Here is a 25,125-nt window from a genome sequence, read left to right as displayed (position 1 = left end):
GCTCCGTGCTGCCGTTCGACTTGCATGTGTAAGGCATGCCGCCAGCGTTCAATCTGAGCCAGGATCAAACTCTTTAGTTTAATCTCTGTTTGTGGCCATTTCTGACCAGGTTCGCTCACTCAAAATACTGACAGTATTTCTTGTTGAGCATTTAATGCTTTTTGTTGCAGCATCAAACGCCCACATTTATCGACTGTAATTTTTTAAAGATCCGTATCTCTATATCGCTGCGAAGCGTTGTGTTCAGCAGCAGAGGAACGAGATTATGGGGGATGCCGTGCCACTCGTCAACCCCTCAAGTAAAATAGTCGCATGTCTATCTTACTTACCACCCTCAACGCCCGATATACCCACGCTTCGCTGGGCCTGCGCTATCTATTGGCGAATATGGGCGAGCTGCAGGAGCAAACCCGCCTGCAGGAATTTGTCATCGGCGCCAAGGCGACCGAGATCGTTGAACGCATCCTGTCCTATTCGCCGCGGATCGTCGGTTTCGGCATCTATATATGGAACGTCGAGGAGACCACCAAGGTGGTGGCCATGCTCAAGCGGGTGGCGCCGCACGTCACCGTGGTGCTCGGCGGCCCGGAAGTCTCGCACGAGACCAACGAGCAGGACATCGTCAAGCTGGCCGACTATGTGATCACCGGCTGGGGCGACGTCACCTTCCCCAAACTGTGCGGCGAGATCCTGAACGGCCCCAAGCCGTTGATGAAGGTGCATGCCGGCGTGCAGCCGCCCATGGCCGAGATCAAGCTGCCCTATTCCCTGTACACGGACGACGACATCAAGAACCGCACCCTGTACGTGGAAGCCTCGCGCGGCTGCCCGTTCAAGTGCGAGTTCTGCCTGTCTGCCCTGGACAAGACAGCGTGGCCGTTCGCGCTGGACAGCTTCCTGGCCGAGATGGAATCGCTGTACCAGCGCGGCGCGCGCCTGTTCAAGTTCGTCGACCGCACCTTCAACCTGAACATCAAGACCAGCCTGAAGATCATGCAGTTCTTCCTCGATAAGCTGGAAGCCAACCCGGACGACCCGGTCTACGCCCACTTCGAGCTGGTGCCGGACCACCTGCCGGATGCGCTGAAAGAAGGCATCGCCAAATTCCCGCCGGGCGCGCTGCAGTTCGAGATCGGCATCCAGAGCTTCAATCCGGAGGTGCAGACGCTGGTCAGCCGCAAGCAGGACAACCAGAAGGCCGCCGACAACATCCGCTGGCTGACCAAACAATCGCACGCGCACATGCACGTGGACCTGATCGCCGGCCTGCCCGGCGAGACGGTGGAGAGCTTTGCCGAAGGCTTCAACAAGCTGTGGGCGCTGGAGCCGCACGAGATCCAGTTCGGCATCCTAAAGCGCCTGCGCGGCACGCCGATCATCCGCCACACGCAGGAATACGGCATGGTGTACGACCCGTACGCGCCGTACACCATCCTGGCCAACAAGGACATCGACTTCAGCACCATGCAGCGGCTGGTGCGCTTTGCGCGCTACTGGGACCTGGTGGCCAATTCGGGCCGCTTCGCCCACACCCTGCCGGTGCTGCTGGGCGATGCGCCGTTCCAGCGCTTCATGGCCTTCTCCGACTGGCTGTACGCGAACACCGACGCCACCCACCGCATCGCGCTCGAGCGGCTGGTGGCGATGGTGGCGCGCTATCTGCAGACCCAGGGCATGGACCAGGCGGAAGCCGAAGCCCTGCTGGCCAGCGACTACGGCGGCGCCAAACCCAAGCCGGCGGCCGAAGCCACGCCGGCGCCCAAGCGCCAGGCCCGCCGCCTGGCCGCGTGAGCGGCATCCTCCTTAAGAGCGAGGCAGCGCACCCCGGACGTAGGCTCTGGTAGCGGCCAGGGCCAAACTCCCTTAAACTTGAGGTTATGCCTACTGCCCAAGAGCCTACCCTGACCCTCAATGCCGGCGCCGTCGCCGCGACCGGCACCTGGCAAGTGCACGCTCTGGCGCAGGGCAAGGCCATGGCCACCATCACCACCTTCCTCAAAGCGCTCAAGGGCGACCAGCTGACATGGGACCTGTCGGCGGTCGACAGCATGGACCACATCGGCGCGCAGCTGTTCTGGAACGCCTGGGGCAAGACCCGCCCCGCCAACCTGCGGCTGGCGCCGGGGCTGGAGGAATTCTTCAAACGGCTGGAAACCACCGGCACGCTGGAACTGCCGCGCGCGCGCCAGAACCGCCTGACGCTGGTGATGAAGCTGGGCTTCGCCATGCTGCTGTTCTTCGAGCACATGGCCGGCCTGCTGCGCCTGATCGGGCAAGTGGTGCTGGACAGCTGGCGCTTCCTGCGCCATCCGCTGCGCGGGCCGTGGAAGGAAATCTCCGCCAACATCTACCACGCCGGCTTCCAGGCGCTGGGCATCACGGCGTTGGTCGGCTTCCTGATCGGCATCGTGTTCTCGTATTTATCGGCGCAGCAGCTGCGTAACTTCGGCGGCGACATCTTCCTGGTCAACCTGCTCGGCATGGCCATCATCCGCGAACTGGGGCCGCTGCTGGCGGCGATCCTGGTGGCCGGCCGCTCCGGTTCCTCGATCACCGCGCAACTGGGCGTGATGCGCGTGACCGAGGAGCTGGACGCCATGCTGGTGATGGGCATCTCGCACGGCTTCCGCCTGATCCTGCCCAAGGTGCTGGCACTGGCGGTCGCCATGCCGCTGCTGGTGATCTGGACCGACACCATCGCGCTGCTGGGCGGCATGGTCTCGGCCAAGATGGAACTGAACCTGTCGCCGCAGTACTTCCTGCTGAAACTACCTGAAGCCGTGCCGCTGGCGAATTACCTGATCGGCATCGGCAAGGGCGTGGTGTTCGGCATGCTGATCGCGCTGGTGTCCTGCCACTTCGGCCTGCGCATCAAGCCGAATACCGAAAGCCTGGGACGCGGCACCACCACCTCCGTGGTCACCGCGATTACCGCCGTGATCCTGGCCGACGCGGTGTTTGCGATTATCTTCAGCGGCGTGGGGTTCTCGGGATGAGCGACCATGAAAGCACCTGCGGCCCCGGCACCGGCGAGCTGACGCTCGATGGCAGCGTGCCGGTGGTCGAAATCACCGGCCTGTGGACCAAGTACGGCCGCACGGTGGTGCACCAGGATCTGAACCTTGAAATCGAACAGGGCGAGATCATGTCCATCGTCGGCGGCTCGGGCACCGGCAAGACCACGCTGGTGCGCCAGATGCTGGGGCTTGAGCGCCCGGCGCGCGGCTGCGTGCGCGTGTTCGGCGAGGACATCAGCGAGATCGATGCCGACCAGCTGCAGCAGCTGCGCAACCACTGGGGCATGCTGTTCCAGCAGGGCGCGCTGTATTCGGCGCTGACGGTGTTCGAGAACATCGCCCAGCCGATGCGCGAGCTGCACGTGCTGCCGGAGGAACTGGTGCACGACGCCGTGCTGCTGAAGATGAACATGGTGGGCCTCGGTCCCGAACACGCCAACAAGATGCCATCCGACCTGTCGGGCGGCATGGTCAAGCGCGTGGCGCTGGCGCGCGCCCTGGCGCTGGAACCCAAGCTGCTGTTCCTCGACGAGCCGACCGCCGGCCTCGATCCCGATTTGTCGGAAGCCTTTGTGGCGCTGATCAAATCGCTGCACCGCGAGCTGGGGCTGACGGTGGTGATGGTGACGCACGACCTGGATACGCTGTTCGCCCTCTCCACCCGCATCGCCGTGCTGGCGGAGAAACACGTGATCGCGCTTGGCCCGCTGAGCGATCTGCTGAAAGTCGACCATCCGTTCATCAAGGAGTTCTTCCTTGGCGACCGTGGCCGCCGCGCGCTGGAAGCGCTGGAAGAAAAAACATCAACGGAGTCCTGATGGAAAACCGATCCCATGCCCTCACTACCGGCTTTTTCACGATCACGCTGTTGATAGCGGCGATCCTGTACGGCCTTTGGTTCAACCGCGACCGCGTGGAACGCGTGCCTTACGTGATCGCCACCACGCAGCCGATTCCCGGCCTGAATCCGCAGGCGCCGATCCGTTACCGCGGGCTGGAAGTGGGCCGCGTGGGCGGCATCGATTTCGATCCCAAGGTGGCGGGCCAGATCCTGGTGGCGCTGAACATCGATTCGGACGCGCCGATCACCACCACCACCTTCGCCTCGCTGGGCTACCAGGGCGTGACCGGCATCGCCTTCATCGCGCTGGACGACGACAAGACCGGCTCGCCCCTGCTGCATTCCAGCGCCGACAAGCCGGCCCGCATTCCGCTGCGTTCCGGCCTGTTCGACCAGATCGAGAAGCGCGGCAAGGAGATCCTGTCGCAGACCGAGGAAGTGACGCGCCGCCTGAATACGCTGCTCAGCCCCGACAACCAGAAGGTGATCCTCGGCGCCTTCGCCGATGTCAGCGCGACGGCGCAGAAGTACCGCGAGCTGCCGGACAAGCTGCAGCCGACCATCGACAAGCTGCCGGCGCTGGCCGACCAGACGCAAAAGACGCTGCACTCGGTGACCGCGCTGGCCACCGACGTCAACAAGCTGACCACCAACCTGCAGGCCAAGGACGGTCCTATCGACCGCATCACCACCACGGTGGAGCGCATCGGCGGCTCGGTGGACGCGGTGGCCGGCGGACTGGAACTGGACACGCTGCCGCAGGTGAATTCGCTGTCCGACGACACGCGCGCCTCGATGCGCGCGCTGCGCAAGACCATGAACAAGATTAACGACCGTCCGCAAAGCCTGATCTTCGGCGCGCCCGGCACCCCGCCCGGCCCCGGTGAAGAGGGCTTCACAGCGCCAGCCAAATAAGGATAACGAGATGACGATGACCACCACCATCCGTAGCGCGCTGCTGGCAGCGGCCATGGCCGCCGCGCTGGGCGCCTGCGCCAGCAAGGGCCAGCCGACCGCGCAATACGACTTCGGCCCGCTGCCGGCGGCCAGCGCCAACGCCACCGCCACCGCCGGCGCCGGCATCGGCGCCATCATCGTGGCCGACGTGACCGGGCCGGCGGCGCTGGACACGGAGCGCATGCATTACCGCCTGCTGTACGCCGATGCGCGGCAGTCGCGTCCTTACGCCTACAACCAGTGGGTCAGCACGCCGGCGCAACTGGTCACGCAGCGCATGAAGGCGCACATCGGCCTGGCCGGCGCCAAGGTGCTGTCGACCACCGACGCCGCCGCCAGCGCCACCGTGCTGCGCATGGAGCTGGTGGACTTCGCGCAGAATTTCGACGCCGCCACCAGCAGCCAGGGTGTGCTGAGCCTGCGCGCCTCGGTGTTTCGCGATCACCGGCTGCTGGACCAGAAGACGTTCACCCGCAGCGCGCCGGCCGGCAGCGCCGACGCGGCTGGCGGCGCGCGCGCGCTGGCCGAGGCCACGGATGCCGTCGCGGCCGAGCTGATCGCCTGGCTGGCGGCGCTGCCGCCGTCCAAATGACGGAAAACACCACCCCGCAGCCCGAACCGGCGCCCGCCGCCGGGCAGCCCGCCGCGCCGGCGAAGGCCGCGCGCCCGCCGCTGGCGCCGGTCAGCAAGACCTCGCCCATCACGCGGGCGGCGCTGCTGGCCTATCTGCTGCTGATCGTCTACGCCAGCTGGTTCCCGTTCTCCGGCTGGCACAACCAGGGCCTGTCGCCGCTGATCTTCCTGGAGACGACCAGCATGCCGCGCTACTGGACCAAGTTCGACGCCATCATCAACGTGATCGGCTACATCCCGTTCGGCACGCTGATCGCCTACGCGCTGTACCCGCGCGTCAAGGGCATCTGGGCGCTGCTGATCGCCAGCGCCTGCGGCCTGCTGGTGTCCGGCACCATGGAGGCGGTGCAGACCTACCTGCCCAGCCGCGTCTCGTCCAACCTCGACTTCTACACCAACGCCGCCGGCTGCGCCATCGGCGGCCTGATCGGCGTGCTGACCGTGCGCCGCCTGCTCGACCAGAGCCAGCTGCAGCGCCTGCGCCAGGCCTGGTTCGCGCCGCACGCCAGCCAGGGCCTGGTGCTGCTGGCCCTGTGGCCGCTGGCGCAGATCTACCCGCAAAACTTTTTATACGGTTTAGGCCAATTGCTGCCCATCCTGTCCGACTGGCTGTCGCAGCTGCTGGACATGGAAATCGACCTGGCCAGCTTCGTGCGCCCGGACGTCGACCTCACGGTCGAGCAATACTGGCTGTCCGAAACCATCATCACCGCCTGCGGCATGGTGGGCGCCGGCCTGACCCTGCTTTGCCTGCTGCGCAAGCCCTCGCCGCGCGGGCCGTTGCTGGCGGCCATGATCGCCGCGTCGGTCGTGGTGAAGGCCCTGGCGTCGGCGCTGCTGTTCTCGCCCGAGAACGCCTTCGTGTGGGTCACCCCGGGCGCCGAGGGCGGCTTCCTGATCGGCGCCATCATGCTGGCCGGCCTGGCCTACGCGCCGCACGTGGCGCAGCGGCGGCTGGCCATCACCACCCTGCTGCTGGGACTGGTCATCATCAACACCACCCCGGCCAACCCGTATTTCGTGGCCACTTTGCAAACATGGGTGCAGGGAAAGTTCCTGAACTTCAACGGCGCGGCCCAGTTCCTGTCGCTGCTGTGGCCGTTCTTCGCGGTCTGGTTCCTGTGGCTGCCGTCCCACAAGCTGAACGCCGCCAAGGTATCATAGCGGCTACGACTTCAAAGAGGCACGGCCATGAGCGATACCCCCTACTTCAAACACCACGTCTTCTTCTGCATGAACAAGCGTGACGACGGCCGCAACAGCTGCGGCGACCACGGCGCGGAAACCGCGCAGAAACACGCCAAGAAGCGCTGCAAGGAACTCAACCTGAATGGCGCCGGCAAGGTCCGCATCAACCAGGCCGGCTGCCTGGACCGTTGCGACGAGGGCCCGGTAATGGTGGTCTACCCGGAAGGCACCTGGTACACCTACGTCGACACCAGCGACATCGATGAGATCATCGACAGCCACCTGGTCAACGGCAAGGTTGTGGAACGTCTGAAAATCTGAGGCATATGAACAAGAGCGAAAAATTCACCCTGGCCGGCGGCGCCGGCCAAATGGAAGGCGTCATCGATTATCCGCAGAACGACGCCGCGCCGCGCGGCATCGCCCTGGTGGCGCACCCGCACCCGCTGTACGGCGGCACCATGGACAACAAGGTGGCCGTGACCCTGATGCGCACCTTCGTCAGCCTCGGCTACGTGGTGGCGCGCATCAACTTTCGCGGCGTCGGCCAGTCCGAGGGCGTGCACGACCACGGCAAGGGCGAGACCGACGACATGGCCATCGTGCACGCCTGGATGACCGAAAAATTCCCCGGCCTGCCGGTCGCGCTGTCGGGCTTCTCCTTCGGCACCTATGTGCAGACCCACCTGGCGCAACGCCTGGCCGCCGCCGGCACGCCGGCCGAGCGCCTGGTGCTGGTGGGCGCCGCCGCCAAGAAATGGGAAATGGCCGACATCCCGGCCGACACCATCCTGATCCACGGCGAACTCGACGACACCATCCCGCTGACCGACGTGCTGGACTGGCTGCGCCCGCAGGAAATCCCGGTGATCGTCATCCCCGGCGCCGACCACTTCTTCCACCGCAAGCTCGGCCACATCAAGAGCTGGGTGATGCAGCTGTGGGGCCGCGGCGGCTTAGACGAGGCTGAAACGGACACCGCAAGCGCCGACTAAAGCCCTATAATCCTTACGCTTTTAACTTTTACACCAGATCACATGAAGAAAATTATCGCGGCACTGGCCACCAGTGTGATGTTGATGACCTCGGCCGTGGCGCAGACGCTGCCGGCCCCGACCATCGCCGCCAAATCCTGGCTGCTGCTGGACGCCACCAGCGGCCAGATCATCGCCTCGCAGGATCCGAACGCCCGCATCGAGCCGGCCTCGCTGACCAAGATCATGACCGCCTACGTCACCTTCGGCGCGCTGCGCGACAAGAAAATCGCGCTGAACCAGATGGTCAACGTTTCGACCAAGGCGTGGAAGGTGGATTCCTCCAGCTCCAAGATGTTCATCGACCCGGCCACCCCGGTCAGCATCAACGACCTGCTATACGGCCTGATGGTGCAATCGGGTAACGACGCCGCCGTGGCGCTGGCCGAGGCCGTCGCCGGCGACGAGGCCGCCTTCGTGGCCCTGATGAACAAGGAAGCCCAGCGCCTGGGCCTGACCTCGACCCACTTCGCCAATCCGCACGGCCTGCCGTCGCCGGAAAACTATTCGACCGCGCAGGACCTGTCGGTGCTGGCCCAGCACGTGATCAAGGACTTCCCGGAGTTCTACAAGATCGACTCGGTGAAGAGCTTCACCTACAACAAGATCACCCAGCAGAACCGCAACCGCCTGCTGTGGCTGGACCCGACCGTGGACGGCATGAAGACCGGCCACACCGAGGCGGCCGGCTACTGCATGATCGCCTCGGCCAAGCGGCCCAACGGCAGCGGCGAGCGCCGCCTGATCTCGGTGGTGCTGGGCACCTCGTCCGACCAGGTGCGCACCCAGGAGAGCCAGAAGCTGCTGAACTGGGGCTTCCAGAACTTCGACACGGTCAAGCTGTACTCCAAGGGCCAGCCGATCGCCACGCCGGAGATCTGGAAGGGTTCGAAGAACGCGGTCAAGATCGGCTTCGCGCAGGATGTGATGGTGACGGTGCCGAAGGGCGTGGCCGCCAAGATGAAGCCGGCGCTGGAGCGCAAGGATCCGCTGGTGGCGCCGTTGGCTGAAAACAGCCGCGTCGGCACCCTGAAGATGGTGGTCGACGGCAAGCCGATGCTGGAACTGCCGGTGGTGGCGCTGGAGACGGTGGAGCAAGCCTCGATCTTCGGCCGCGCCTGGGATTCGATCCGCCTCTGGCTGAAGTAGGCGTCATTCCCGCGTAGGCGGGAATCCATGCCGAGCGTCAAAACCAGCGCCCCCTGAATGCCGGCCTGCGCCGGCATGACGCTAGTCGGCGCTGGTTTGCTGTATCGATTCCTGCGCCCACTCGAAGGCGGCCTGTCCCACTTGCGGCAGGCCGTCGACATCCACCTCCAGCGTGGCGGCAATATCCAGCGCGCGCTCGACCTTGTTACGCTCCAGCAGCAGCACCATCATCAGATACGGGCCGTAGACGCCCTCCTGTCCCAGCAGCACGTCGCGGATATCGTCCGACAGCTGCATCTTGCCCACCAGGTTGGCCATCGGCACGCCCAGCAGCACATCGAACAGCGACAGCAAGCCCACCAGGAACAACTCGTCGCGCTTGGCCTGCGGCAGCTTGCTGCAGGTCTCCAGGAAGCGCGCGCGCGTCAGCGCGATTTCCAGCAGCGATTCGTCGCGGTCCTTGGTGGCGCCGCCGCCAAGCCGGAACATGGACACCGTCAGGCCGCGATACAGCTGATTGCGCCCCAGCACCATGAAGGCTTGCTGCAGGCTGGTGACCTTGGTGGTCTGGCCGCTGCCCGGCGCGTTGGCCCATTGCAGCACCTGATAGGTCATGCCGGGATCGCGCTTGGCGACCTCGATCATGGCCGGCAGCTCGGCGTCGGTGCGCAGCAGGTTGAGCAGCTCGATCGAGGTCATGCGGCTTTGATCGATCTTGGCGTCCGGGTCGGCCTGGTCGACGGTGGTCAGGAAATGCCCCATGAAGTAATTCGCGCCCCAGGAGGCGCACATGCGGCGCTCGTCCCAGGACTCGACGCCGTCGACCACCAGCCTCAGGTCCGGATAGCGCAGCCGCAGCTGCTTGGACAGGGTCTGGAAGTCGGCCAGCGCGTGTTCGTTCAGGTGCAGCACCACCATGTCGCACACGCCCAGCAGCGAGGCCTCCTCCTCGGCCAGCGTGACGCCGCGCAGCGCGACCTTGCTGCCCGAGGCGCGCAGCGCCGTCAGGCGGGCGGCGAATTCGTCCACCGGCAGTTCGGCCGCCTTGCGGTCGAACAGGAACACCGTGTGCGGCGCCACCAGCGGCAGATGAAGGTCGGCGGCCAGGGCATCCAGCCCGAGCGGCACCAGCGCGACGCGCTGCCGGGCGAATTCCGGCACGCCGGCGGCCACCAGCGAGGCCAGCATGGCCGCCTCCGGCTCGGGGGTACTGAAGCGGTAGCCGCTCAGGCTGTGACGCTCATCGACGATTTCGGCGCGGCAGACGATGGCGCCGGCCTCGGCCGAGGGAGCGGGCGCGGCTTCCGGCTGCGCGGCGGCCGGCGCCGCGTTGGCGGGCGAGGCCGCAGGTTCCGGTTTCGATTTCAGAAACGATAAAAATCCCACTGCTACCTCCGTTCGGTCTGGCGTACGTCCTGATCATACTATAATTCCTGCCTCCCATTTACCCTAGGAAAATACGTTCATGACCGACCTGACCTGCCCTTCCCTCGTGACCTACCAAGGCGGCCTGACGCTGTCGCGCATCGTGGCCGGCATGTGGCGCATGAACGAATGGGGGCTGACGCCGGCGCGGCGCGTGGAGTGGATCGAACAGGCGCTGGCCATGGGCGTGACCAGTTTCGACCACGCCGACATCTACGGCGGCTATGGCGTGGAAGCCACATTCGGCGAGGCGCTGGCGCTGCAGCCTTCGCTGCGCGACCAGATGCAGATCGTCAGCAAATGCGGCATCAAGCTGGTGAACGCGGCGCGCCCGGAGCACACCATCCAGCACTATGACACCAGCGCCAGCCACATCATCGCCTCGGCCGAGAACTCGCTGCGCCAACTGGGCACCGACCACCTGGACCTGCTGCTGATCCACCGCCCCGATCCGCTGATGAACTTCGACGAGATCGCCGGCGCCTTCGCGCGCCTGCGCCAGGACGGCAAGGTCAAGCACTTTGGCGTGTCGAACTTCAGCCGCCATCAGTTCGAAAGCCTGAACCGCCGCATCGCGCTGGCCACCAACCAGGTGGAATTCTCACCGCTGTGCGTGGCGCCGATGTTCGACGAGACCTTCGACGGACTGCAAGACCTGGGCGTGGCGCCGATGATCTGGTCGCCACTGGGCGGCGGCCGCCTGTTCAGCAGCGACGACGCGGCCGGCGTGCGTGTGCGCGCGGCGATCCAGAAGGTGGCCGACGAGCTGCAACGCCCGTTCGGCAGCGTGGTGTTCGCGTGGATCATGCAGCTGCCGAGCCGCCCGGTGCCGCTGACCGGCTCGGGCCGCATCGAGGCGGTGCGCGAGGCGGTGCAAGCCACCCAGTTCAGCCTGAGCCGCACGCAATGGTTCGAGATCCTGCGCGCGGCGCGCGGCCACGAGGTGGCTTAATCGTCCTGGTACACGACCGGCGGGGCGATGCCCGTCCAGCCGGTCCTCCAGGCGGCGTTCAGCGCCAGCGTGAAAGTGATGTAGAAGGCAAAAAACAGCACGAAATACAAAGCCTGCAGCCAGGCCAGCAGGCCGAGGTTAATCAGCAGCACCACCAGCGCGGTCCAGCTTTTCTTTTGCTTGGAGCTGGGGAAGCGCACGGTGGACACCATCAGCGTGCCCACCACGAACAGCAGCAGCACGATCAGGCTGCCCTGCAGGGCCGACGCGGCCGGTTCCGGCCACGCCACCACCACCGAGGCCACGCAGGCCGCGCCGGCCGTGATCGGCATGCCGACGAAATAACGCGGATCGGTGCGCCCCACGTTCACGTTGAAGCGCGCCAGCCGCAGCGCGCCGCAGGCCACGAAGAAGAAGCTGGCCATGCCGCCCAGCCGCAGCAGGGTCGGATGGTCGAGGCCCAGCTGCTGGAAGCCCCAGCAATACAGCAGCAGGCCCGGCGCGCAGCCGAAATTCATCACGTCCGCGATCGAGTCGAGCTGCATGCCGAAGTCCGACTGGGTGTTGGTGGCGCGCGCCACCATGCCGTCCAGCGCGTCGAACACGCCGGCCAGCACCAGCAGCACGGCGGCCAGGCGGTAGTCCTGGGCGGCGCCGACCATGGCATTGTCGACCGAAATGACGATGCTGCCGAAACCGCAGGCGATCGACATCAGGGTGACCATGCTGGGCAGGGCAAACTTGGCGCGCTGCATGCGCGGATGGCGTAGTGGCTTCAAAACGTGTGCGATCCTAAAGAAACGGCAAGCTTAACATTGTAACGGGTGCGGCGAAATCCCAAATCCAGCATAGAATCGCTACCATGGCACAGGAGTTCATCATGCAAAACTGGCGATTATCCGCGGCGGCGCTGCTGGGTTCGGCATTGCTGGCCGGCTGTGGCGGCGGTGGCGGCGACACCTCCGCCGTCACCGGCCCCGGCACCACCACCCCGCCCTTGACGCAGGAGCCGGGCGCGCCCACGCTCACCGGCAACACCGCGACCGACGGCTACAACTGGTTCAATTACCGGCGCGCCCAGGCCGGGCTGCCCACGCTGTCGCGCAACAGCCGCATCGACACGGCGGCGCAGGGCCACTCGGACTACCAGCGCATCAACCGCACCATCACCCACGAGCAGACCCCGGGCCTGGGCGGCTTCACCGGCGTCACGCTGGTCAACCGCCTGACGGCGGCCGGCTACACCCTGAGCGGCTCGTACTCGGCCGGCGAGGTGATCTCCGCCACCACCAGCGGCACCGGCTTCTACCAGGCCGAGGAACTGATCACCGCCATCTACCACCGTTTTGTGATCTTCGAGCCGGTGTTCAAGGAAATCGGCACCGGCGCGGCCACCATTCCCGGCAGTTATACCTACTTCACGGCCGACTTCGCGGCGGTGAACGGCTTGAGCGGGCTGGGCGCGGGCAAGTTCATCGTCTATCCCGTCAGCAACCAGACCGGGGTGCCGGTCAACTTCTTCAGCGACAGCGAATCGCCCGACCCGGTGCCGGGCCAGAACGAGGTGGGCTACCCGATCAGCGTGCACGCCGACTACGGCAATCTGGTGACCGTGCAAAGCTTCACCGTCACGCCGCGCGGCGGCGCCGCGCTGAGCACGCGCCTGCTGAGCGCGGCGGCCGGCACCAGCGAGAAGACCACCAGCGCGGCCGCCATCGTGCCGCTGGCGCCGCTCAAGGGCGCCACCGTGTACGACGTCAGCTTCAGCGGCACGGTGGGCGGGGTGGCGGTCAGCCGCAACTGGTCGTTCACCACCAAATAAAGCCGCCGATGTTGCAGGAATTTAACTATCGGGAACGGCCGGGTCTGCTATCTTAGCGATAACACCACCAGCCCATCGACACGATGACCTCAACCAGCACGCCCGCCAGCGCGGGCCAGATCCTGCAAGTGGAAACCGGCCTGCAGCAGCTGATGGGTGATCGCGAGCTCTACCTGCAAATCCTGCGCCGCTTCCGCCAGCGCTACCCGGACAGCGGCTGCGAGGCGCGCAAGGCGCTGACCGGCGGCGAGCCGGGCCACGGGCAACGCATCGTCCACACCCTCAAGGGCGCGGCCGGCATGATAGGCGCCCAGCAGGTGTACCTGCTGGCGGCGCAGCTGGAACCGCTGTGCGCCGGTCCGGCCAGCGGCTGGTCGGCGCCGCTGGCGCAGCTGGAGCAGGCCCTGCGCGCCCTGCTGGCCGTGATCGACGAGGTGCTGGACGGCGATCCGCGCCACCTGCTGGCGGCGCACGCCCAGCCGGCCGCAACCGCCGCCCCGCAAGTGCCGGAAACGCGCATGTTGCTGCTGCACTTGTCGCGCTTGCTGGACGAGGGGGATGGTGCGGCCATCGACGTGCTGGAGCAGTCGGCCACGGTGCTGGCGGCGAGCCTGGGGGTGGAGGTGTTTCAGGAAGTGACGGAGGCGGCGCACCAGTTCGACTTTGAAGCGGCGCTGGCGACCTTGCGGGCAGGCATGGCGCAATAGGCCTGGCGGCTAGCGGGTGTATTCCTTCTCTTCGTCGAAGGCGTCGGCGCATTCCTTGTCGCAGAAGCGGCGCACATTGTCGAGCGGCTTTTCGCAGTACCAGCAGGATCCCTTGGGCGGCAACATCTGGCGCGTGCGCACCGGCGGCGCGGACGCGGCGGCGGGGGGCGGCATGCCGGGCCCGTCCTCCGGGACACTCTCTTGTATCGGTTCCACGATCCTCTCCTTTCCAGGCCAAGCTCAGGTCATGCAAGGCTACTTCAGCGGAATTGTTGCGGGTATGAGAATTCTCAACGCTTGCCTGAAACGGCACGTCCATTTGCGTCAAACAATAATAGCAGGATAAATGCGACACCCGCTGAGGCAAAAGGCCAGGAAATATTTTTCAATGAAAACCACGGCGCCGATAGCGTAACTTGCCGCCACGGCGGCGTTGTCCCGCGCGCAAAGTTTCAATACAATCGGGACAGGCATCCACGGTCCCGTATCCATGAATGAGCGCGCCTTCTTGTCACAGAAGCAAGCCCCGAGTGTACGCGCCAGCATTGCGGCCCTGGTCATCGCTAGCATCCTGCCAGTGGCCAGCGTGGCGGCGGCCCTGATCGTCAATTTCTACGCCAAGGAGCGCGCCCAGCTGATCGCCAGCTCGGTCCAGCAGGCGCGCAACATCATCACCGCGGTCGACCGCGATTTCGACGGCGTCCAGCTGGCGCTGCAGGCGCTGGCCACCTCGCGCGCGTTGCGCGAAAACGACCTCGGCAACTTCTACCCGCGCGCCGCCGACATGGTCGACAAGCTGCACGCCGACAGCATCGTGCTGCTGGACACGGACGGCACGATGCTGCTGTCGACCCGCCGCCCCTGGGGCGCGCCGCTGCCCAGGCTGCCCAAGGCGCCGCTGCTGGCGCGCATCCTGGCCAGCGGCGCGCCCGGCGTGTCGGACGTGTTCACCGGCCCCATCACCCGGCAGCCGGTGTTCAGCGTCGCCGTGCCGGTCAAGCGCGACGGCGCCGTGGCGATGACGCTCAACGCCGCCATCACGCCGCGCCACCTGCAGCGCCTGATCAGCGAACAGCAGCTGCCGGCCAGCTGGCGCGCCAGCGTGATCGACACCCAGGGCCAGATCGCCACCCGCTCGCACGAGGTGGAGAAATACGCCGGGCGGCGCCTCACCGCGGAACAGCGGCGCCAGCTGGAGGGACCGGCCGACGCCAGCTTCGAGACCACCACCTTCGACGGCATCGACGTGTTCGTGATCTCGAGCCGCTCGCCGCGCACCGGCTGGAGCGCGCTGCTGGGCATCCCGCGCCAGGAGCTGACCGCCGGCCTGCGCGCCACGCTGGCCTGGCTGGTGGCGGCCACGGTGGCCGCGCTGGCCATCGGGCTGGGGCTGGCGTGGCTGATCGGCGGGCGCATCGCCAGCTCGATCCACGCGCTGATCCCGGCGGCGCGGGCGGTGGGCGAGGCCGGCGGCCTGCCGATGCCGCCGCTGCACTTCAGGGAGGCCGACGAACTGGGCGCGGCCCTGCACCAGGCCGCCAGCGACATGCGGCGCGCCCGCGCGCTCACCCGCGAGAGCGAGCAGCGCCTGGCGCTGGCGGCCGAGGCCGCCCAGCTGGGCATCTGGATCCGCGACCTGCGGCGCCAGGAGATCTGGATCTCCGAGCAGTGGCGCCGCCTGTTCGGCTTCGCCGACGCCCAGCGGGTGACGCTGGCCGACCTGCTGGCGCGCGTGCATCCGGACGACCGCGGCGCGGTCCGCCGCACGCTGGACAAGGCCATGCGCGGCGCGCCGCGCTACGAGATGGAGTACCGCATCGTGCTGCCCGACGGCGAGCTGCGCTGGATCGGCTCGCACGGCAGCGTCGAGCGCGCGCCGGACGGCGGGCCGGCGCTGGTGCGCGGCGTCTCGCTCAACATCACCAAGCGCAAGCTGGCCGAGCTCGAGGTGCAGCAGCACCAGAAGGAGGTCACCCACCTGGCGCGGGTGGCCATGCTGGGCGAGCTGTCGGGCGCGCTGGCGCACGAGCTCAACCAGCCGCTCACGGCCATCCTCAGCAACGCCCAGGCGGCGCGCCGCTACCTGGCGCGGCCGGCGCCGCCGCTCGACGAGCTGGGCGAGATCGTCGACGACATCATCGCCGAGGACCAGCGCGCCGGCGACATCATCCAGCGCCTGCGCCGCCTGTTCAGCAAGCACGAGGTGCCGCGCCAGGCGCTCGACCTGCGGCCGCTGGTGGGCGACGTGCTGCGCCTGCTGCGCAACGACCTGATCAACCACGCCGTCACGGTCGAGGCCAGCCTGGGCGAGGCCGCGCTGCCGGTGCGCGGCGACCCCGTGCAGCTGCAGCAGGTGCTGATCAACCTGCTGATGAACGCCTGCGACGCCATGGCCGCCACGCCGCCGGGCGAGCGCCGGATCACGCTGCGCGCGCAGGCGGCCGGCGCCGACACGGTGCGGCTCAGCGTGGCCGACCGCGGCGGCGGCATCCCCGACGAGACGCTGGCGCGCATCTTCGACCCGTTCTACACCACCAAGCAGCGCGGCATGGGGCTGGGCCTGTCGATCTGCCGCAACATCCTGACCGCCCACGAGGGCCTGCTGTGGGCCGAGAACCAGGCCGGCGGCGGCGCCTGCTTCCACCTGTGCCTGCCCCGCGCGGCGGCGGCGCCCGCATGAGCGCGGCGGCCGGCCAGGTGTTCCTGGTGGACGACCAGCCGGCCGTGCTGAAGGCGCTGGCGCGCCTGCTCGGCGCGGCCGGCTACACGGTGCGCGCCTACGCCTCGGCGCGCGAGTTCCTGGCCGCCGGCCACGCCGGCGACGCCGGCTGCCTGGTGCTGGACCTGTCGATGCCGGACATGGACGGCAGCGCCCTGCAGCAGGCGCTGGCGCGCCAGGCCGCCGCCCCGCCCATCATCTTCCTCACCGGCCACGGCGACCTCGACAGCGGGATCAGCGCCATGAAGCTGGGCGCCTCCGACTTCCTCACCAAGCCGGTCGACGACGGGCGGCTGCTGGCCGCGATCGAGGTGGCGCTGGCGCGCAACCGCGCGGCGCGCGCCGAGCTGGCCGAGCGCGACGGCGTCGCCGCCCGCCTGGCCAGCCTGACGCCGCGCGAGCGCGAGGTGATGGAGCTGGTGGTCGAGGGCCTGCTCAACAAGCAGATCGCCGCCGCCCTCGGCACGGTCGAGAAGACCGTCAAGGTGCACCGCGCGCGCGTGATGCAGAAACTGCAGGTGCGCTCGGTGAGCGCGCTGGTGCGCCTGGTCGACCGCGGCCGGCGCTGAGCGCGCCACAGGTTGGCCCAAGGTCCAATAGCGGGCCGCGCGCGCCCGGACTAATCTTGACGCATGGATACATCACACACATGGGTGGCCATCGTCGACGACGAGGCGGCGATACGGCGGGCGCTGCTGCGGCTGATGCGCGCGGCCGGGGTCCCGGCCCGCGCCTTCGCCAGCGGCGCCGAGCTGCTGGCGGTGCTGCCGGCCAGCCGGCCGTGCTGCGCGCTGCTGGACCTGCACATGCCCGCCATGTCCGGCCTCGACCTGCAGGCGCGGCTGGCCGCGCTGGCCCCGGCCACCGGCGTGATCCTGATGAGCGGCCACCCGACCCCGGCCCAGCAGGCGGGCGCGTCGCGCCGGCCGCCGCTGGCCTGTCTGCTGAAACCCGTCGACGAGCGGGCGCTGCTGGACGCGATCGCCGCCGCCTGCCCCACCCTCGCCCCGTAAGGACCGCCATGATCCCCATCGCCCACATCCACAGCGCCCGCATCCTGATCGTCGACGACCTGCAGGTCAACATTACCATCCTGGAACAGTTGCTGCGCAACGCGGGCTACGCCGAGGTCAGCGGCACCACCGACGCCGCCGGCGTGGCCGCGCTGCACCGCCAGCACCAGTACGACCTGATCGTGCTGGACATGAACATGCCGGACATGGATGGCTTCGACGTGCTCGACAGCCTGCGCCAGCTCGACGACGACCACTATCTGCCGGTGCTGGTGATCTCGGCCGAGCCGGGCTACAAGCTGCGCGCGCTGCAGGCCGGCGCGCGCGACTTCGTGTGCAAGCCGTGCGACTACGGCGAGCTGCTCACGCGCATCCGCAACATGCTGGAGGTGCGCCTGCTGTACACCGGCACGCGCGACTACGGCCTGCGCATGGCCGGCTGCGACCGCCTGACGGGGCTGGCCAACCGGGCCCAGTTCCGCGACGCCCTGCCGGCCCGGCTGAGCGCGGCCTGGCCGCAGTCGAGCGCGCTGCTGCTGATCGACCTCGACGGCTTCACCGCGCTCAACGACACGTTCGGCCACCAGGCCGGCGACCTGGTGCTGGGCCAGTTCGCGCTGCGGCTGGCCCAGCTGGCGCCGCCGCGCGCCAGCCTGAGCCGGCTGGGCAACGACGAGTTCGCGCTGCTGCTGCCGGCGCTGGACGGCGCCCACCAGACCCCGGACGTGGTGGAGCGCCTGCGCGGCGCGCTGCGCCTGCCGTTCGCGCTGCCGGCCGGCGAGGCCACGCTGACGGCCTGCGTCGGCGTCGCCCTGTGCCCGGGCGACGCCGACGAGGCCGCCACGCTGATGCGCTACGCCGACATGGCGCTGCACCTGGCCAAGCAGGACGGCGCCGACACCTGCCGCTGCTACACCGGCGACATGCAGACCGAGGCCCAGCGCCGCTACCAGCTCGAGCACGCGCTGCGCCAGGCGTGCGAGCTGGGCCAGTTCGAGCTGCACTACCAGCCCAAGGCCCAGCTCAGCAGCGGCGACATGGTCGGCGCCGAGGCGCTGCTGCGCTGGAACCGCCCGGGCCACGGCCTGGTGCCGCCGGCCGAGTTCATCCCGCGCCTCGAGGAGAGCGGCCTGATCGTGCCGGTCGGGGCCTGGGCGATCGACGCCGCCTGCGCCCAGATCGCGGCCTGGGCGCGCGCCGGCCACCGGCTGCCGGTGGCGGTCAACGTCGCCAGCCGCCAGTTCGCCAGCGACACCCTGGAGCAGACCGTGACCGAGGCGCTGCGCCGCCACGCGATCGCGCCCGGCCTGCTGAGCCTGGAGGTGACCGAGAGCGCCCTCATGGACGACCTCGGCCGCACCGCCGACACGCTGGCGCGGCTGCGCGCGCTGGGCGTGCGCATCGCCATCGACGACTTCGGCACCGGCTACTCCAGCCTGGCCTACCTGAAGCGCTTCCCGGCCGACGTGCTGAAGATCGACATCGCCTTCATCCGCGAGGTGACCAGCAACCCGGACGACGCCGCCGTGGTGGACGCCATCATCGCCATGGCGCACAGCCTCAACCTGGAGGCGGTGGCCGAGGGGGTGGAGACGCCGGCCCAGCTGGCCTACCTGGCGCGGCGCCGCTGCGACCAGATCCAGGGCTACTACTTCAGCCGGCCGCTGCCGGCGGCGCAGATGACGCGCCTGCTGCAGGACGGCGCGCGCCTGCCGGCGCCGGCCGACGGCGCCGTCCCCGAGCGCACCCTGCTGCTGATCGACGACGAGCCGCAGGTGCTGAGCGCGCTGCAGCGGGTGCTGCGCGCCGACGGCTACCGCGTGCTGGCCGCCAACGGCGCCGCCCAGGCGTTCCAGCTGCTGGCGGAACACCAGGTGCAGCTGATCCTGTGCGACCAGCGCATGGAGGAGATGAGCGGCACCGAGCTGCTGGACCGCATCAAGGACCTGTACCCGGACACCTTCCGCATCATCCTGTCCGGCTACACCGACCTCAAGACCATCATGGACTCGATCAACCGCGGCGCCCTGTACCGCTTCTACACCAAGCCCTGGGACAACCAGACGCTGCGCGAGAACATCCGCGCCGCCTTCCGCCACTACTGGCAGTTGCACGGCCTCGGCCGGCCGGTCCAGGGCGCGCGGGAGGCGCTGCCATGAAGCCGCTTCCGCCCTCGGCCGAGCAGCAATTGCGGCAGCTGCGCGAGGAACTGGCCGCCACCCAGGCCCAGCTGCGCCAGGCCGGCCGGCTGGCCGCGCTCGGCCAGCTGGTGGCCGGGGTGGCGCACGAGCTCAACGGCCCGCTGTCGTGCCTGAGCGCCAACACCGCGCTGCTGCGGGACTACCTGGCCGAGCTGCCGCCGGCCACGGCGGCGCAGGCGGCCACCCGGGGCGAGCTGGCGCAGCTGCTGGACGACACGCAGGCCGGGGTGCGCCAGCTGCTGCGCATCGCCGGCGGCCTCAAGGACTACGCCCGGCCGGCCGGGCAGGACGGCTGGGAATGGGCCGACCTGCACCAGGGCCTGGAGGCCACGCTCAACCTGGCGGCGCACGAGCTGCGGCGCAACGCCCGGCTGGTGCGCGACTACGGCCAGCTGCCGCCGGTGCCGTGCGTGCCGGCCCAGCTCAACCAGGTGCTGCTGAACCTGCTGATCAACGCCGCCCAGGCCATCGACGGCGCGAGCGGCACCATCACGCTGCGCACCGGCGTGCGGGACGACATGGCGTGGTTCGCCGTCAGCGACACCGGCGCCGGCATCGCCGCCGCGCACCTGCCGCACATCTTCGACCCCTTCTTCACCACCAAGCCGGCCGGGGTCGGCTGCGGGCTGGGGCTGGCGCTGTCGCGCGACATCGTGCGCCAGCACGGCGGGCGCATCGAGGTCGACAGCGCGCCCGGCCAGGGCAGCACGTTCCGCGTGCTGCTGCCGCTGCGGCGCGCCGCACGGGAGGCGGCATGAAGCCCGGCCTGCCCACGGCGGGCCTGCTGGCCGCGCTGTCGCTGCCGCCGCAATGCGGCGCCGCCCCGCTGCCGGACGAACCGATCAAGCCGGTGCCGCTGTCGCTGCAACAGCCGCCGGCCGCCGTGGCGCTGGGCCGGCGGCTGTTCAACGACGCCCGCCTGTCGGCCAACAACCGCGTGTCGTGCGCCAGCTGCCACGACCTCGCGCGCGGCGGGGCCGACGCGCGGCCCCGCTCGGCCGGCCTGAACGGCAAGCCCACGCTGCTCAACACCCCCACCGTGCTCAACGCCGCGCTCAACTTCCGCCAGTTCTGGGACGGCCGCGCCGACACGCTGGAGGCGCAGATCGACCTGGTGGTGCGCAACCCGCTGGAGATGGGCTCGGACTGGGGCGCGGTGATGGCCAAGCTGCAGGCCGACGGCGCCTACCGGCGCGACTTCGCCAGCGCCTACCGCGACGGCCTGACCGCCGCCAACGTGCGCAACGCCATCGCCAGCTACGAACGCACGCTGATCACGCCCAACTCGCGCTTCGACCAATACCTGCGCGGCAACCACAACGCCATCACCGAGGCCGAGAAGAACGGCTACGCCAAGTTCAAGCAGTACGGCTGCGTGGCCTGCCACCAGGGGGTCAACGTGGGCGGCAACATGTTCCAGAAGTTCGGCGTGATGGGCGACTACTTCGCCCGCCGCGGCGGCGCCGGCGCGGCCGACATGGGGCGCTACCAGGTCACCGGCAAGGCGGACGACCTGCACGTGTTCAAGGTGCCCGGCCTGCGCAACGTGGCGCGCACCGCGCCGTACTTCCACGACGCCTCCGCCGCCACGCTGGAGGAGGCGGTGGACGTGATGTTCAAGTTCCAGCTGGGCCGCACCGGCTCGAAGGAGGACAAGGCGGCCATCGTCAAGTTCCTGCACACCCTCAACGGCACACCCGCGGGGCAGCCATGAGAACCCGCCTGCGCAAGCGCTGGGGCTGGATCGTCCTGGGCCTGCTGGCCGGCGCGCTGGCGCTGATGTATTTCCGCAGCCCGCGGCACGACCCGGTCAGCTACTTCGAAAACGTCGCGCTGCTGCGGCAGATCAAGCAGCTCGACGCGCGCTGGGAACTGGACGCGATGAAATCGCGCGTCGGCCTCAACCACAACTACGACCCGCTGGTGGCGCCGCTGCCCGAGATGGAGCGCCTGCCGCAGCGCCTGGCGGCCATGACCGAGGACCAGCCGGCGGGGGACGGCGGCGCGCTGGGCGCCAGCATCGCCGCCTACCAGCGCGCGCACAACGACAAGGCGGCGCTGATGGAGGCGTTCAAGTCGCACAACGCCGTGCTGCAAAACTCGCGCGCCTTCCTGCGCACCGCGCAGGAAGACCTGAACACGCTGGACGGCCACGCGGCCGGCCAGGCCGCCGCCATCGGCAACCAGGTCCTGCTGGACACCCTGATCTACGCGCAGGCGCCCAGCGCCGCCCAGGCGCTGCAGGTGGAGGGCGGACTGGCCGCGCTGGCCAAGGCAGGCGGCGGGCTCGACGAGACCGGGCGCGAGCGCAGCGAACTGTTCACCGCCCACGTGCGCACCGTGCTGCGCGAGCGGGCCATCACCGACCAGCTGCTGGCCAGCATCGCCGAGGCGCCGACGGCCGCGCGCATCGACGACATCAGCGCCGCGCTGGGGGAGCGGCAGCAGCGCGCCGTGCAGCAGCTGCAAACCTACCGGCTGGCGCTGTCGCTGCTGGCGCTGCTGCTGCTGGCGTCGCTGGCGCTGGCGGCGCTGCGGCTGATGCGCAACCACGCCACCATCAAGCGCGTCAACCACCAGCTGCACCTGGCCAACGCCCACCTGGAGCAGCGGGTCGAGGCGCGCACCGCCGAGCTGCTGCAGGCCAACGGCCGCCTGCAGCGGGAGATGGCCGAGCGCAAGCAGCTCGAATGCCGCCTGGTGCAGACCGAGAAACTGGCCTCGATCGGCCAGCTGGCGGCCGGCATCGCCCACGAGATCAACAACCCGCTGGCCTTCCTGGCGTCCAACTTCGGCATGCTGGAGGAGCACCTGGACAGCCTGTTTGAAATGCTCAGCGTATACGAGGCGGCCGAGTCCTGCATCGCCTCGGCCGAAATCTCGGCGCGGCTCAGCGGCACGCGCGCGCGCATCGACCTGGCCTACCTGAAGGCCGACCTGCCGGCGCTGGTGGCCGAGTCGCGCGGCGGCATGGACCGGGTCGGCAAGATCGTGCAGGACCTGAAGGATTTCTCGCACGTCGAAAGCGAGCAGAACTGGGTATGGGCCGACCTGCGCGGCGGCCTGCAATCAACGCTCAACCTGATCTCCAGCGACCTGCGCCAGGTGGCCGACATCGTCACCGACTTCGCGCCGGTGCTGGAAATCGAATGCCTGCCGTCGCAGCTCAACCAGGTCTTCATGAGCATGCTGATGAACGCGGCGCAGGCGCTCGGCCCGCAGCGCGGCCGCATCACCGTGCGCACCGGCGGCGCCGGCGCCGAAGTGTGGGTCGAGATCAGCGACAACGGCCATGGCATCGCGCCCGAGGTGCTGCCGCGCATCTTCGACCCCTTCTTCAGCACGCGCGGCATCGGCAAGGGCACGGGCCTGGGGCTGTCGCTGGCCTACGGCATCGTCGCCCACCACCGCGGCCGGATCGAAGTGCAAAGCGCGCCGGGCCAGGGCAGCACCTTCCGCGTCACGCTGCCGATCAGCCAGAGGACGATGGCGGCCTGAGCGCTTGCGCTTATAATCCAGACACCACGAACCGAGTGCCTGGATATCGCATGCAAGAAAACCAATTTTCCGCCCGAGTGCTGGGGCTGGCCAACCTGGGCCTGATTGTCATCGACGCCCGGCAACACATCGTGCTGTGGAACCAATGGATGGCCAGCCGCTCCGGCAAGTCGGCGCACCGGGTGCTGGGGCAGGACCTGTTCGACCTGTACGGCGAGCTGCGCGGCCAGCGGCTGGAGCAGGCCGTGCTGAGCGCCATGCAAAGCAAGCTGCCGCAGACCCTGTCGCCGTCGCTGAACCCGTCGCCGTTCCCGCTCTACCCGGCCGGCAGCTGGGGTGGCGAGCGGGTGGAGCAGGCGGTGTCGGTGACGCCGTTCAACGAGGGCAAGGAGCGCTACTGCCTGATCGAGGTGAGCGACATCAGCGCCATCGTCGGCCGCGAGCGCCAGCTGCGCAGCCAGGCCGAGGCGCTGCGCGCGCAATCGTACGTGGACGGCCTGACCGGCATCGCCAACCGCCGCCACTTCGACGTCGCGCTCGACCGCGAACTGCGGCGCGCCATGCGCAACGAAGGCCAGCTGTCGCTGCTGCTGATGGACATCGACTCCTTCAAGGCCTACAACGACCACTTCGGCCACCAGCAGGGCGATGCCTGCCTGACGCTGGTGGCGGAGGCGTTCGCCTCCATGCTGCAGCGGCCGGCCGACCTGGCGGCGCGCTACGGCGGCGAGGAATTCGCCGCCGTGCTGCCGGACACCAGCCTCGAGCAGGCGGAGCGGCACGCCGAAGCCATCCGCGCCAAGATCGCCTCGCTGGGCATCACCCACGCTCCGGCGGCCACGCGGCCGCACGTCACCATGAGCATCGGCGTGGCCACCTTCGACAAGGAGCGCCTGAACGACGCCGCCGCCATGCTGGCCGCGGCCGACAGCTGTTTGTACGCCGCCAAGAAAGCCGGACGCGATTGCGTCATCGTCCATCGTCAACAACAGGAGAATGCAGCATGAAGTTACGCAGTACCTTGATTCTGGCGGCCGCGCTGGCCGCGCCGTACGCCATGGCCGCCAGCGGCACCTGCGGCGGCGCCGCGCCGTCCGGCGAACTGACCGCCACCCGCATCGCCGCCGCCAACAGCACCCGCGCCGAGCCGGGCTTGTACGAGGGGCCGGTGTGGATCAAGGACGCGCTGTACTTCTCCGACTTCACGTTTGGCCCCGGCTTCCCGTCGCGGATTTTGAAGCTGGATGCCGAGGGCAAGGTCAGCACCCTGATCGAGGACAGCGGCAGCAACGGCCTGGCCACGGATGGCAAGGGCAACCTGATCGCCGGCACGCACAAATACAAATCGGTGTCGCGCTACACGCTGGATGGCAAGCGCAGCGACGTGGTGAGCAAATTCAACGGCAACGTCTTCAACTCGCCCAACGACCTGACGCTGGCGGCCGACGGCACGCTGTACTTCACCGATCCGGACTTCCAGCGCGAGGCCGCGCCGGGCGGCCAGGACAAGACCCGCGTGTACCGCGTGGCGACCGACGGCAAGGTGACGGTGGTGGATGACACGCTGAAGAATCCGAATGGCGTATCGCTGTCGCCGAAGGGTGACGTGCTGTACGTGAACGGCATGGTGGGCGACCACGGCGTGCTGCGCGCGTATCCGATCGTGAACGGCGTGCCGGGTCCGGGCAAGACCCTGGTGGACAAGCTGGGCATCCCGGACGGCATGGCGATCGACTGCCACGGCAACATCTACGTCACCGAGCACACCGACCAGCGGCTGCGCGTATTCACGCCGGCCGGCAAGCAGATCGCCACGATCAAGGTCGACGCCAACGTCACGAATGCCGCGTTTGGCGGAGCCGATGGCAAGACCCTCTACATCACCGGCGCCGGCGCCGTCTGGCAACTCAAACTCGACGTCACCGGCTCGCCGTACTAATTAATTCGGGGTCAGCTCTGACATTCGGAC

Annotated in this window: 24 protein-coding genes and 1 rRNA gene; 21 read left to right on the top strand and 4 right to left on the bottom strand. The window is 68.3% G+C overall.

Features of this window, described 5'->3' with window-relative positions:
- Positions 1-80 (bottom strand): 16S ribosomal RNA (locus FHW83_RS29505); the annotation flags it as partial.
- 232 nt (positions 81-312) lie between these two features.
- Here FHW83_RS29505 and FHW83_RS29500 point away from each other — a divergent pair.
- The 9 genes from FHW83_RS29500 to FHW83_RS29460 all read left to right on the top strand — a co-directional run bounded on the left by FHW83_RS29500 (position 313) and on the right by FHW83_RS29460 (position 8,819).
- Positions 313-1,791: a B12-binding domain-containing radical SAM protein gene (locus FHW83_RS29500; RefSeq protein WP_176649928.1), complete on the top strand. Its 1,479-nt coding sequence runs from the start codon at positions 313-315 to the stop codon at positions 1,789-1,791.
- An 86-nt stretch (positions 1,792-1,877) separates the two neighbouring features.
- The gene (locus FHW83_RS29495; RefSeq protein ID WP_176649927.1) at positions 1,878-2,996 is read left to right on the top strand and encodes an ABC transporter permease; all 1,119 of its coding nucleotides are present in this window, start codon (positions 1,878-1,880) and stop codon (positions 2,994-2,996) included.
- Positions 2,993-3,835 carry an ABC transporter ATP-binding protein gene (locus tag FHW83_RS29490; protein WP_176649926.1) on the top strand — a complete coding sequence of 281 codons (843 nt, stop codon included), beginning with the start codon at positions 2,993-2,995 and terminating at the stop codon, positions 3,833-3,835. Before FHW83_RS29495 ends, FHW83_RS29490 begins: the two co-directional genes overlap by 4 nt.
- Positions 3,835-4,773: an MlaD family protein gene (locus tag FHW83_RS29485; RefSeq protein WP_176649925.1), complete on the top strand. Its 939-nt coding sequence runs from the start codon at positions 3,835-3,837 to the stop codon at positions 4,771-4,773. The genes FHW83_RS29490 and FHW83_RS29485 overlap by 1 nt, the downstream gene beginning before the upstream one ends.
- A gap of 10 nt (positions 4,774-4,783) precedes the next feature.
- Entirely contained in the window at positions 4,784-5,407 is a 624-nt protein-coding gene (locus FHW83_RS29480) for an ABC-type transport auxiliary lipoprotein family protein (protein WP_229224412.1), read from the top strand.
- A complete protein-coding gene (locus FHW83_RS29475; RefSeq protein ID WP_176649924.1) occupies positions 5,404-6,612 on the top strand; it encodes a VanZ family protein in 1,209 nt (402 codons plus the stop codon). The genes FHW83_RS29480 and FHW83_RS29475 overlap by 4 nt, the downstream gene beginning before the upstream one ends.
- A gap of 27 nt (positions 6,613-6,639) precedes the next feature.
- Positions 6,640-6,957 carry a ferredoxin gene (locus tag FHW83_RS29470; protein ID WP_176649923.1) on the top strand — a complete coding sequence of 106 codons (318 nt, stop codon included), beginning with the start codon at positions 6,640-6,642 and terminating at the stop codon, positions 6,955-6,957.
- Positions 6,958-6,962: 5 nt separating this feature from the next.
- Entirely contained in the window at positions 6,963-7,631 is a 669-nt protein-coding gene (locus FHW83_RS29465; protein WP_176649922.1) for an alpha/beta hydrolase, read from the top strand.
- A 42-nt stretch (positions 7,632-7,673) separates the two neighbouring features.
- On the top strand, positions 7,674-8,819 hold the full coding sequence (locus tag FHW83_RS29460) for a D-alanyl-D-alanine carboxypeptidase family protein (protein ID WP_176649921.1): 1,146 nt from the start codon (positions 7,674-7,676) through the stop codon (positions 8,817-8,819).
- Between the two features lie 81 nt (positions 8,820-8,900).
- Here FHW83_RS29460 and FHW83_RS29455 read toward each other — a convergent pair whose 3' ends face one another.
- Positions 8,901-10,205: an HDOD domain-containing protein gene (locus tag FHW83_RS29455; RefSeq protein WP_176649920.1), complete on the bottom strand. Its 1,305-nt coding sequence runs from the start codon at positions 10,203-10,205 to the stop codon at positions 8,901-8,903.
- Positions 10,206-10,284: 79 nt separating this feature from the next.
- On the opposite strand from FHW83_RS29455, the gene FHW83_RS29450 reads away from it, so the two are divergent.
- Positions 10,285-11,196, top strand: coding sequence for an aldo/keto reductase family oxidoreductase (locus FHW83_RS29450; RefSeq protein ID WP_176649919.1), 912 nt, complete (start codon positions 10,285-10,287; stop codon positions 11,194-11,196).
- Here FHW83_RS29450 and pssA read toward each other — a convergent pair.
- Entirely contained in the window at positions 11,193-11,951 is a 759-nt protein-coding gene (pssA, locus tag FHW83_RS29445; protein WP_176649930.1) for a CDP-diacylglycerol--serine O-phosphatidyltransferase, read from the bottom strand. The genes FHW83_RS29450 and pssA overlap by 4 nt on opposite strands.
- Before the next feature lie 125 nt (positions 11,952-12,076).
- Between pssA and FHW83_RS29440 the strand changes: the two genes are divergently transcribed.
- Positions 12,077-13,018, top strand: coding sequence for a CAP domain-containing protein (locus FHW83_RS29440; protein WP_176649918.1), 942 nt, complete (start codon positions 12,077-12,079; stop codon positions 13,016-13,018).
- 83 nt (positions 13,019-13,101) lie between these two features.
- Complete coding sequence (locus tag FHW83_RS29435; protein ID WP_176649917.1) at positions 13,102-13,725, top strand: Hpt domain-containing protein; 624 nt, start codon at positions 13,102-13,104, stop codon at positions 13,723-13,725.
- 9 nt (positions 13,726-13,734) lie between these two features.
- Here the strand turns inward: FHW83_RS29435 and FHW83_RS29430 are convergent, their stop codons facing one another.
- Complete coding sequence (locus tag FHW83_RS29430; protein ID WP_176649916.1) at positions 13,735-13,941, bottom strand: hypothetical protein; 207 nt, start codon at positions 13,939-13,941, stop codon at positions 13,735-13,737.
- A gap of 292 nt (positions 13,942-14,233) precedes the next feature.
- Here FHW83_RS29430 and FHW83_RS29425 point away from each other — a divergent pair, with 292 nt between their 5' ends.
- From FHW83_RS29425 to FHW83_RS29385, 9 genes are all read left to right on the top strand, one after another.
- Complete coding sequence (locus FHW83_RS29425) at positions 14,234-16,405, top strand: ATP-binding protein (protein WP_229224411.1); 2,172 nt, start codon at positions 14,234-14,236, stop codon at positions 16,403-16,405.
- The gene (locus FHW83_RS29420) at positions 16,402-17,013 is read left to right on the top strand and encodes a response regulator transcription factor (protein ID WP_176649914.1); all 612 of its coding nucleotides are present in this window, start codon (positions 16,402-16,404) and stop codon (positions 17,011-17,013) included. The genes FHW83_RS29425 and FHW83_RS29420 overlap by 4 nt, the downstream gene beginning before the upstream one ends.
- Before the next feature lie 63 nt (positions 17,014-17,076).
- Positions 17,077-17,457 (top strand): response regulator transcription factor, encoded by a 381-nt coding sequence (locus FHW83_RS29415; protein WP_176649913.1) that lies wholly within the window; start codon positions 17,077-17,079, stop codon positions 17,455-17,457.
- An 8-nt stretch (positions 17,458-17,465) separates the two neighbouring features.
- Complete coding sequence (locus FHW83_RS29410) at positions 17,466-19,616, top strand: EAL domain-containing protein (RefSeq protein ID WP_176649912.1); 2,151 nt, start codon at positions 17,466-17,468, stop codon at positions 19,614-19,616.
- Positions 19,613-20,416, top strand: coding sequence for a sensor histidine kinase (locus FHW83_RS29405; RefSeq protein WP_176649911.1), 804 nt, complete (start codon positions 19,613-19,615; stop codon positions 20,414-20,416). Before FHW83_RS29410 ends, FHW83_RS29405 begins: the two co-directional genes overlap by 4 nt.
- Entirely contained in the window at positions 20,413-21,372 is a 960-nt protein-coding gene (locus tag FHW83_RS29400) for a cytochrome-c peroxidase (protein ID WP_176649910.1), read from the top strand. The genes FHW83_RS29405 and FHW83_RS29400 overlap by 4 nt, the downstream gene beginning before the upstream one ends.
- Complete coding sequence (locus tag FHW83_RS31005; protein WP_176649909.1) at positions 21,369-23,156, top strand: DAHL domain-containing protein; 1,788 nt, start codon at positions 21,369-21,371, stop codon at positions 23,154-23,156. Before FHW83_RS29400 ends, FHW83_RS31005 begins: the two co-directional genes overlap by 4 nt.
- Positions 23,157-23,206: 50 nt before the next feature.
- Positions 23,207-24,163, top strand: coding sequence for a sensor domain-containing diguanylate cyclase (locus tag FHW83_RS29390; RefSeq protein WP_176649908.1), 957 nt, complete (start codon positions 23,207-23,209; stop codon positions 24,161-24,163).
- Positions 24,160-25,095, top strand: a complete 936-nt coding sequence (locus tag FHW83_RS29385; RefSeq protein ID WP_176649907.1) for an SMP-30/gluconolactonase/LRE family protein — start codon at positions 24,160-24,162, stop codon at positions 25,093-25,095. The genes FHW83_RS29390 and FHW83_RS29385 overlap by 4 nt, the downstream gene beginning before the upstream one ends.
- Positions 25,096-25,125: the final 30 nt, after the last annotated feature.

It is taken from the genome of Duganella sp. SG902 (assembly GCF_013376005.1).
GTDB lineage: Bacteria > Pseudomonadota > Gammaproteobacteria > Burkholderiales > Burkholderiaceae_D > Rugamonas.
The sequence above is the reverse complement of the archived record's forward strand: the minus strand, read 5'-3'. Positions and strand labels throughout refer to the sequence as shown.

Bases quoted from the DNA above. Each gene is read 5' to 3' on its own strand.
- FHW83_RS29500 (WP_176649928.1), top strand. From the start codon at position 313: ATGTCTATCTTACTTACCACCCTCAACGCCCGATATACCCACGCTTCG.
- FHW83_RS29495 (WP_176649927.1), top strand. From the start codon at position 1,878: ATGCCTACTGCCCAAGAGCCTACCCTGACCCTCAATGCCGGCGCCGTC.
- FHW83_RS29490 (WP_176649926.1), top strand. From the start codon at position 2,993: ATGAGCGACCATGAAAGCACCTGCGGCCCCGGCACCGGCGAGCTGACG.
- FHW83_RS29485 (WP_176649925.1), top strand. From the start codon at position 3,835: ATGGAAAACCGATCCCATGCCCTCACTACCGGCTTTTTCACGATCACG.
- FHW83_RS29480 (WP_229224412.1), top strand. From the start codon at position 4,784: ATGACGATGACCACCACCATCCGTAGCGCGCTGCTGGCAGCGGCCATG.
- FHW83_RS29475 (WP_176649924.1), top strand. From the start codon at position 5,404: ATGACGGAAAACACCACCCCGCAGCCCGAACCGGCGCCCGCCGCCGGG.
- FHW83_RS29470 (WP_176649923.1), top strand. From the start codon at position 6,640: ATGAGCGATACCCCCTACTTCAAACACCACGTCTTCTTCTGCATGAAC.
- FHW83_RS29465 (WP_176649922.1), top strand. From the start codon at position 6,963: ATGAACAAGAGCGAAAAATTCACCCTGGCCGGCGGCGCCGGCCAAATG.
- FHW83_RS29460 (WP_176649921.1), top strand. From the start codon at position 7,674: ATGAAGAAAATTATCGCGGCACTGGCCACCAGTGTGATGTTGATGACC.
- FHW83_RS29450 (WP_176649919.1), top strand. From the start codon at position 10,285: ATGACCGACCTGACCTGCCCTTCCCTCGTGACCTACCAAGGCGGCCTG.
- pssA (WP_176649930.1), bottom strand. From the start codon at position 11,951: ATGCAGCGCGCCAAGTTTGCCCTGCCCAGCATGGTCACCCTGATGTCG.
- FHW83_RS29440 (WP_176649918.1), top strand. From the start codon at position 12,077: ATGCAAAACTGGCGATTATCCGCGGCGGCGCTGCTGGGTTCGGCATTG.
- FHW83_RS29435 (WP_176649917.1), top strand. From the start codon at position 13,102: ATGACCTCAACCAGCACGCCCGCCAGCGCGGGCCAGATCCTGCAAGTG.
- FHW83_RS29420 (WP_176649914.1), top strand. From the start codon at position 16,402: ATGAGCGCGGCGGCCGGCCAGGTGTTCCTGGTGGACGACCAGCCGGCC.
- FHW83_RS29415 (WP_176649913.1), top strand. From the start codon at position 17,077: ATGGATACATCACACACATGGGTGGCCATCGTCGACGACGAGGCGGCG.
- FHW83_RS29410 (WP_176649912.1), top strand. From the start codon at position 17,466: ATGATCCCCATCGCCCACATCCACAGCGCCCGCATCCTGATCGTCGAC.
- FHW83_RS29405 (WP_176649911.1), top strand. From the start codon at position 19,613: ATGAAGCCGCTTCCGCCCTCGGCCGAGCAGCAATTGCGGCAGCTGCGC.
- FHW83_RS29400 (WP_176649910.1), top strand. From the start codon at position 20,413: ATGAAGCCCGGCCTGCCCACGGCGGGCCTGCTGGCCGCGCTGTCGCTG.
- FHW83_RS31005 (WP_176649909.1), top strand. From the start codon at position 21,369: ATGAGAACCCGCCTGCGCAAGCGCTGGGGCTGGATCGTCCTGGGCCTG.
- FHW83_RS29390 (WP_176649908.1), top strand. From the start codon at position 23,207: ATGCAAGAAAACCAATTTTCCGCCCGAGTGCTGGGGCTGGCCAACCTG.
- FHW83_RS29385 (WP_176649907.1), top strand. From the start codon at position 24,160: ATGAAGTTACGCAGTACCTTGATTCTGGCGGCCGCGCTGGCCGCGCCG.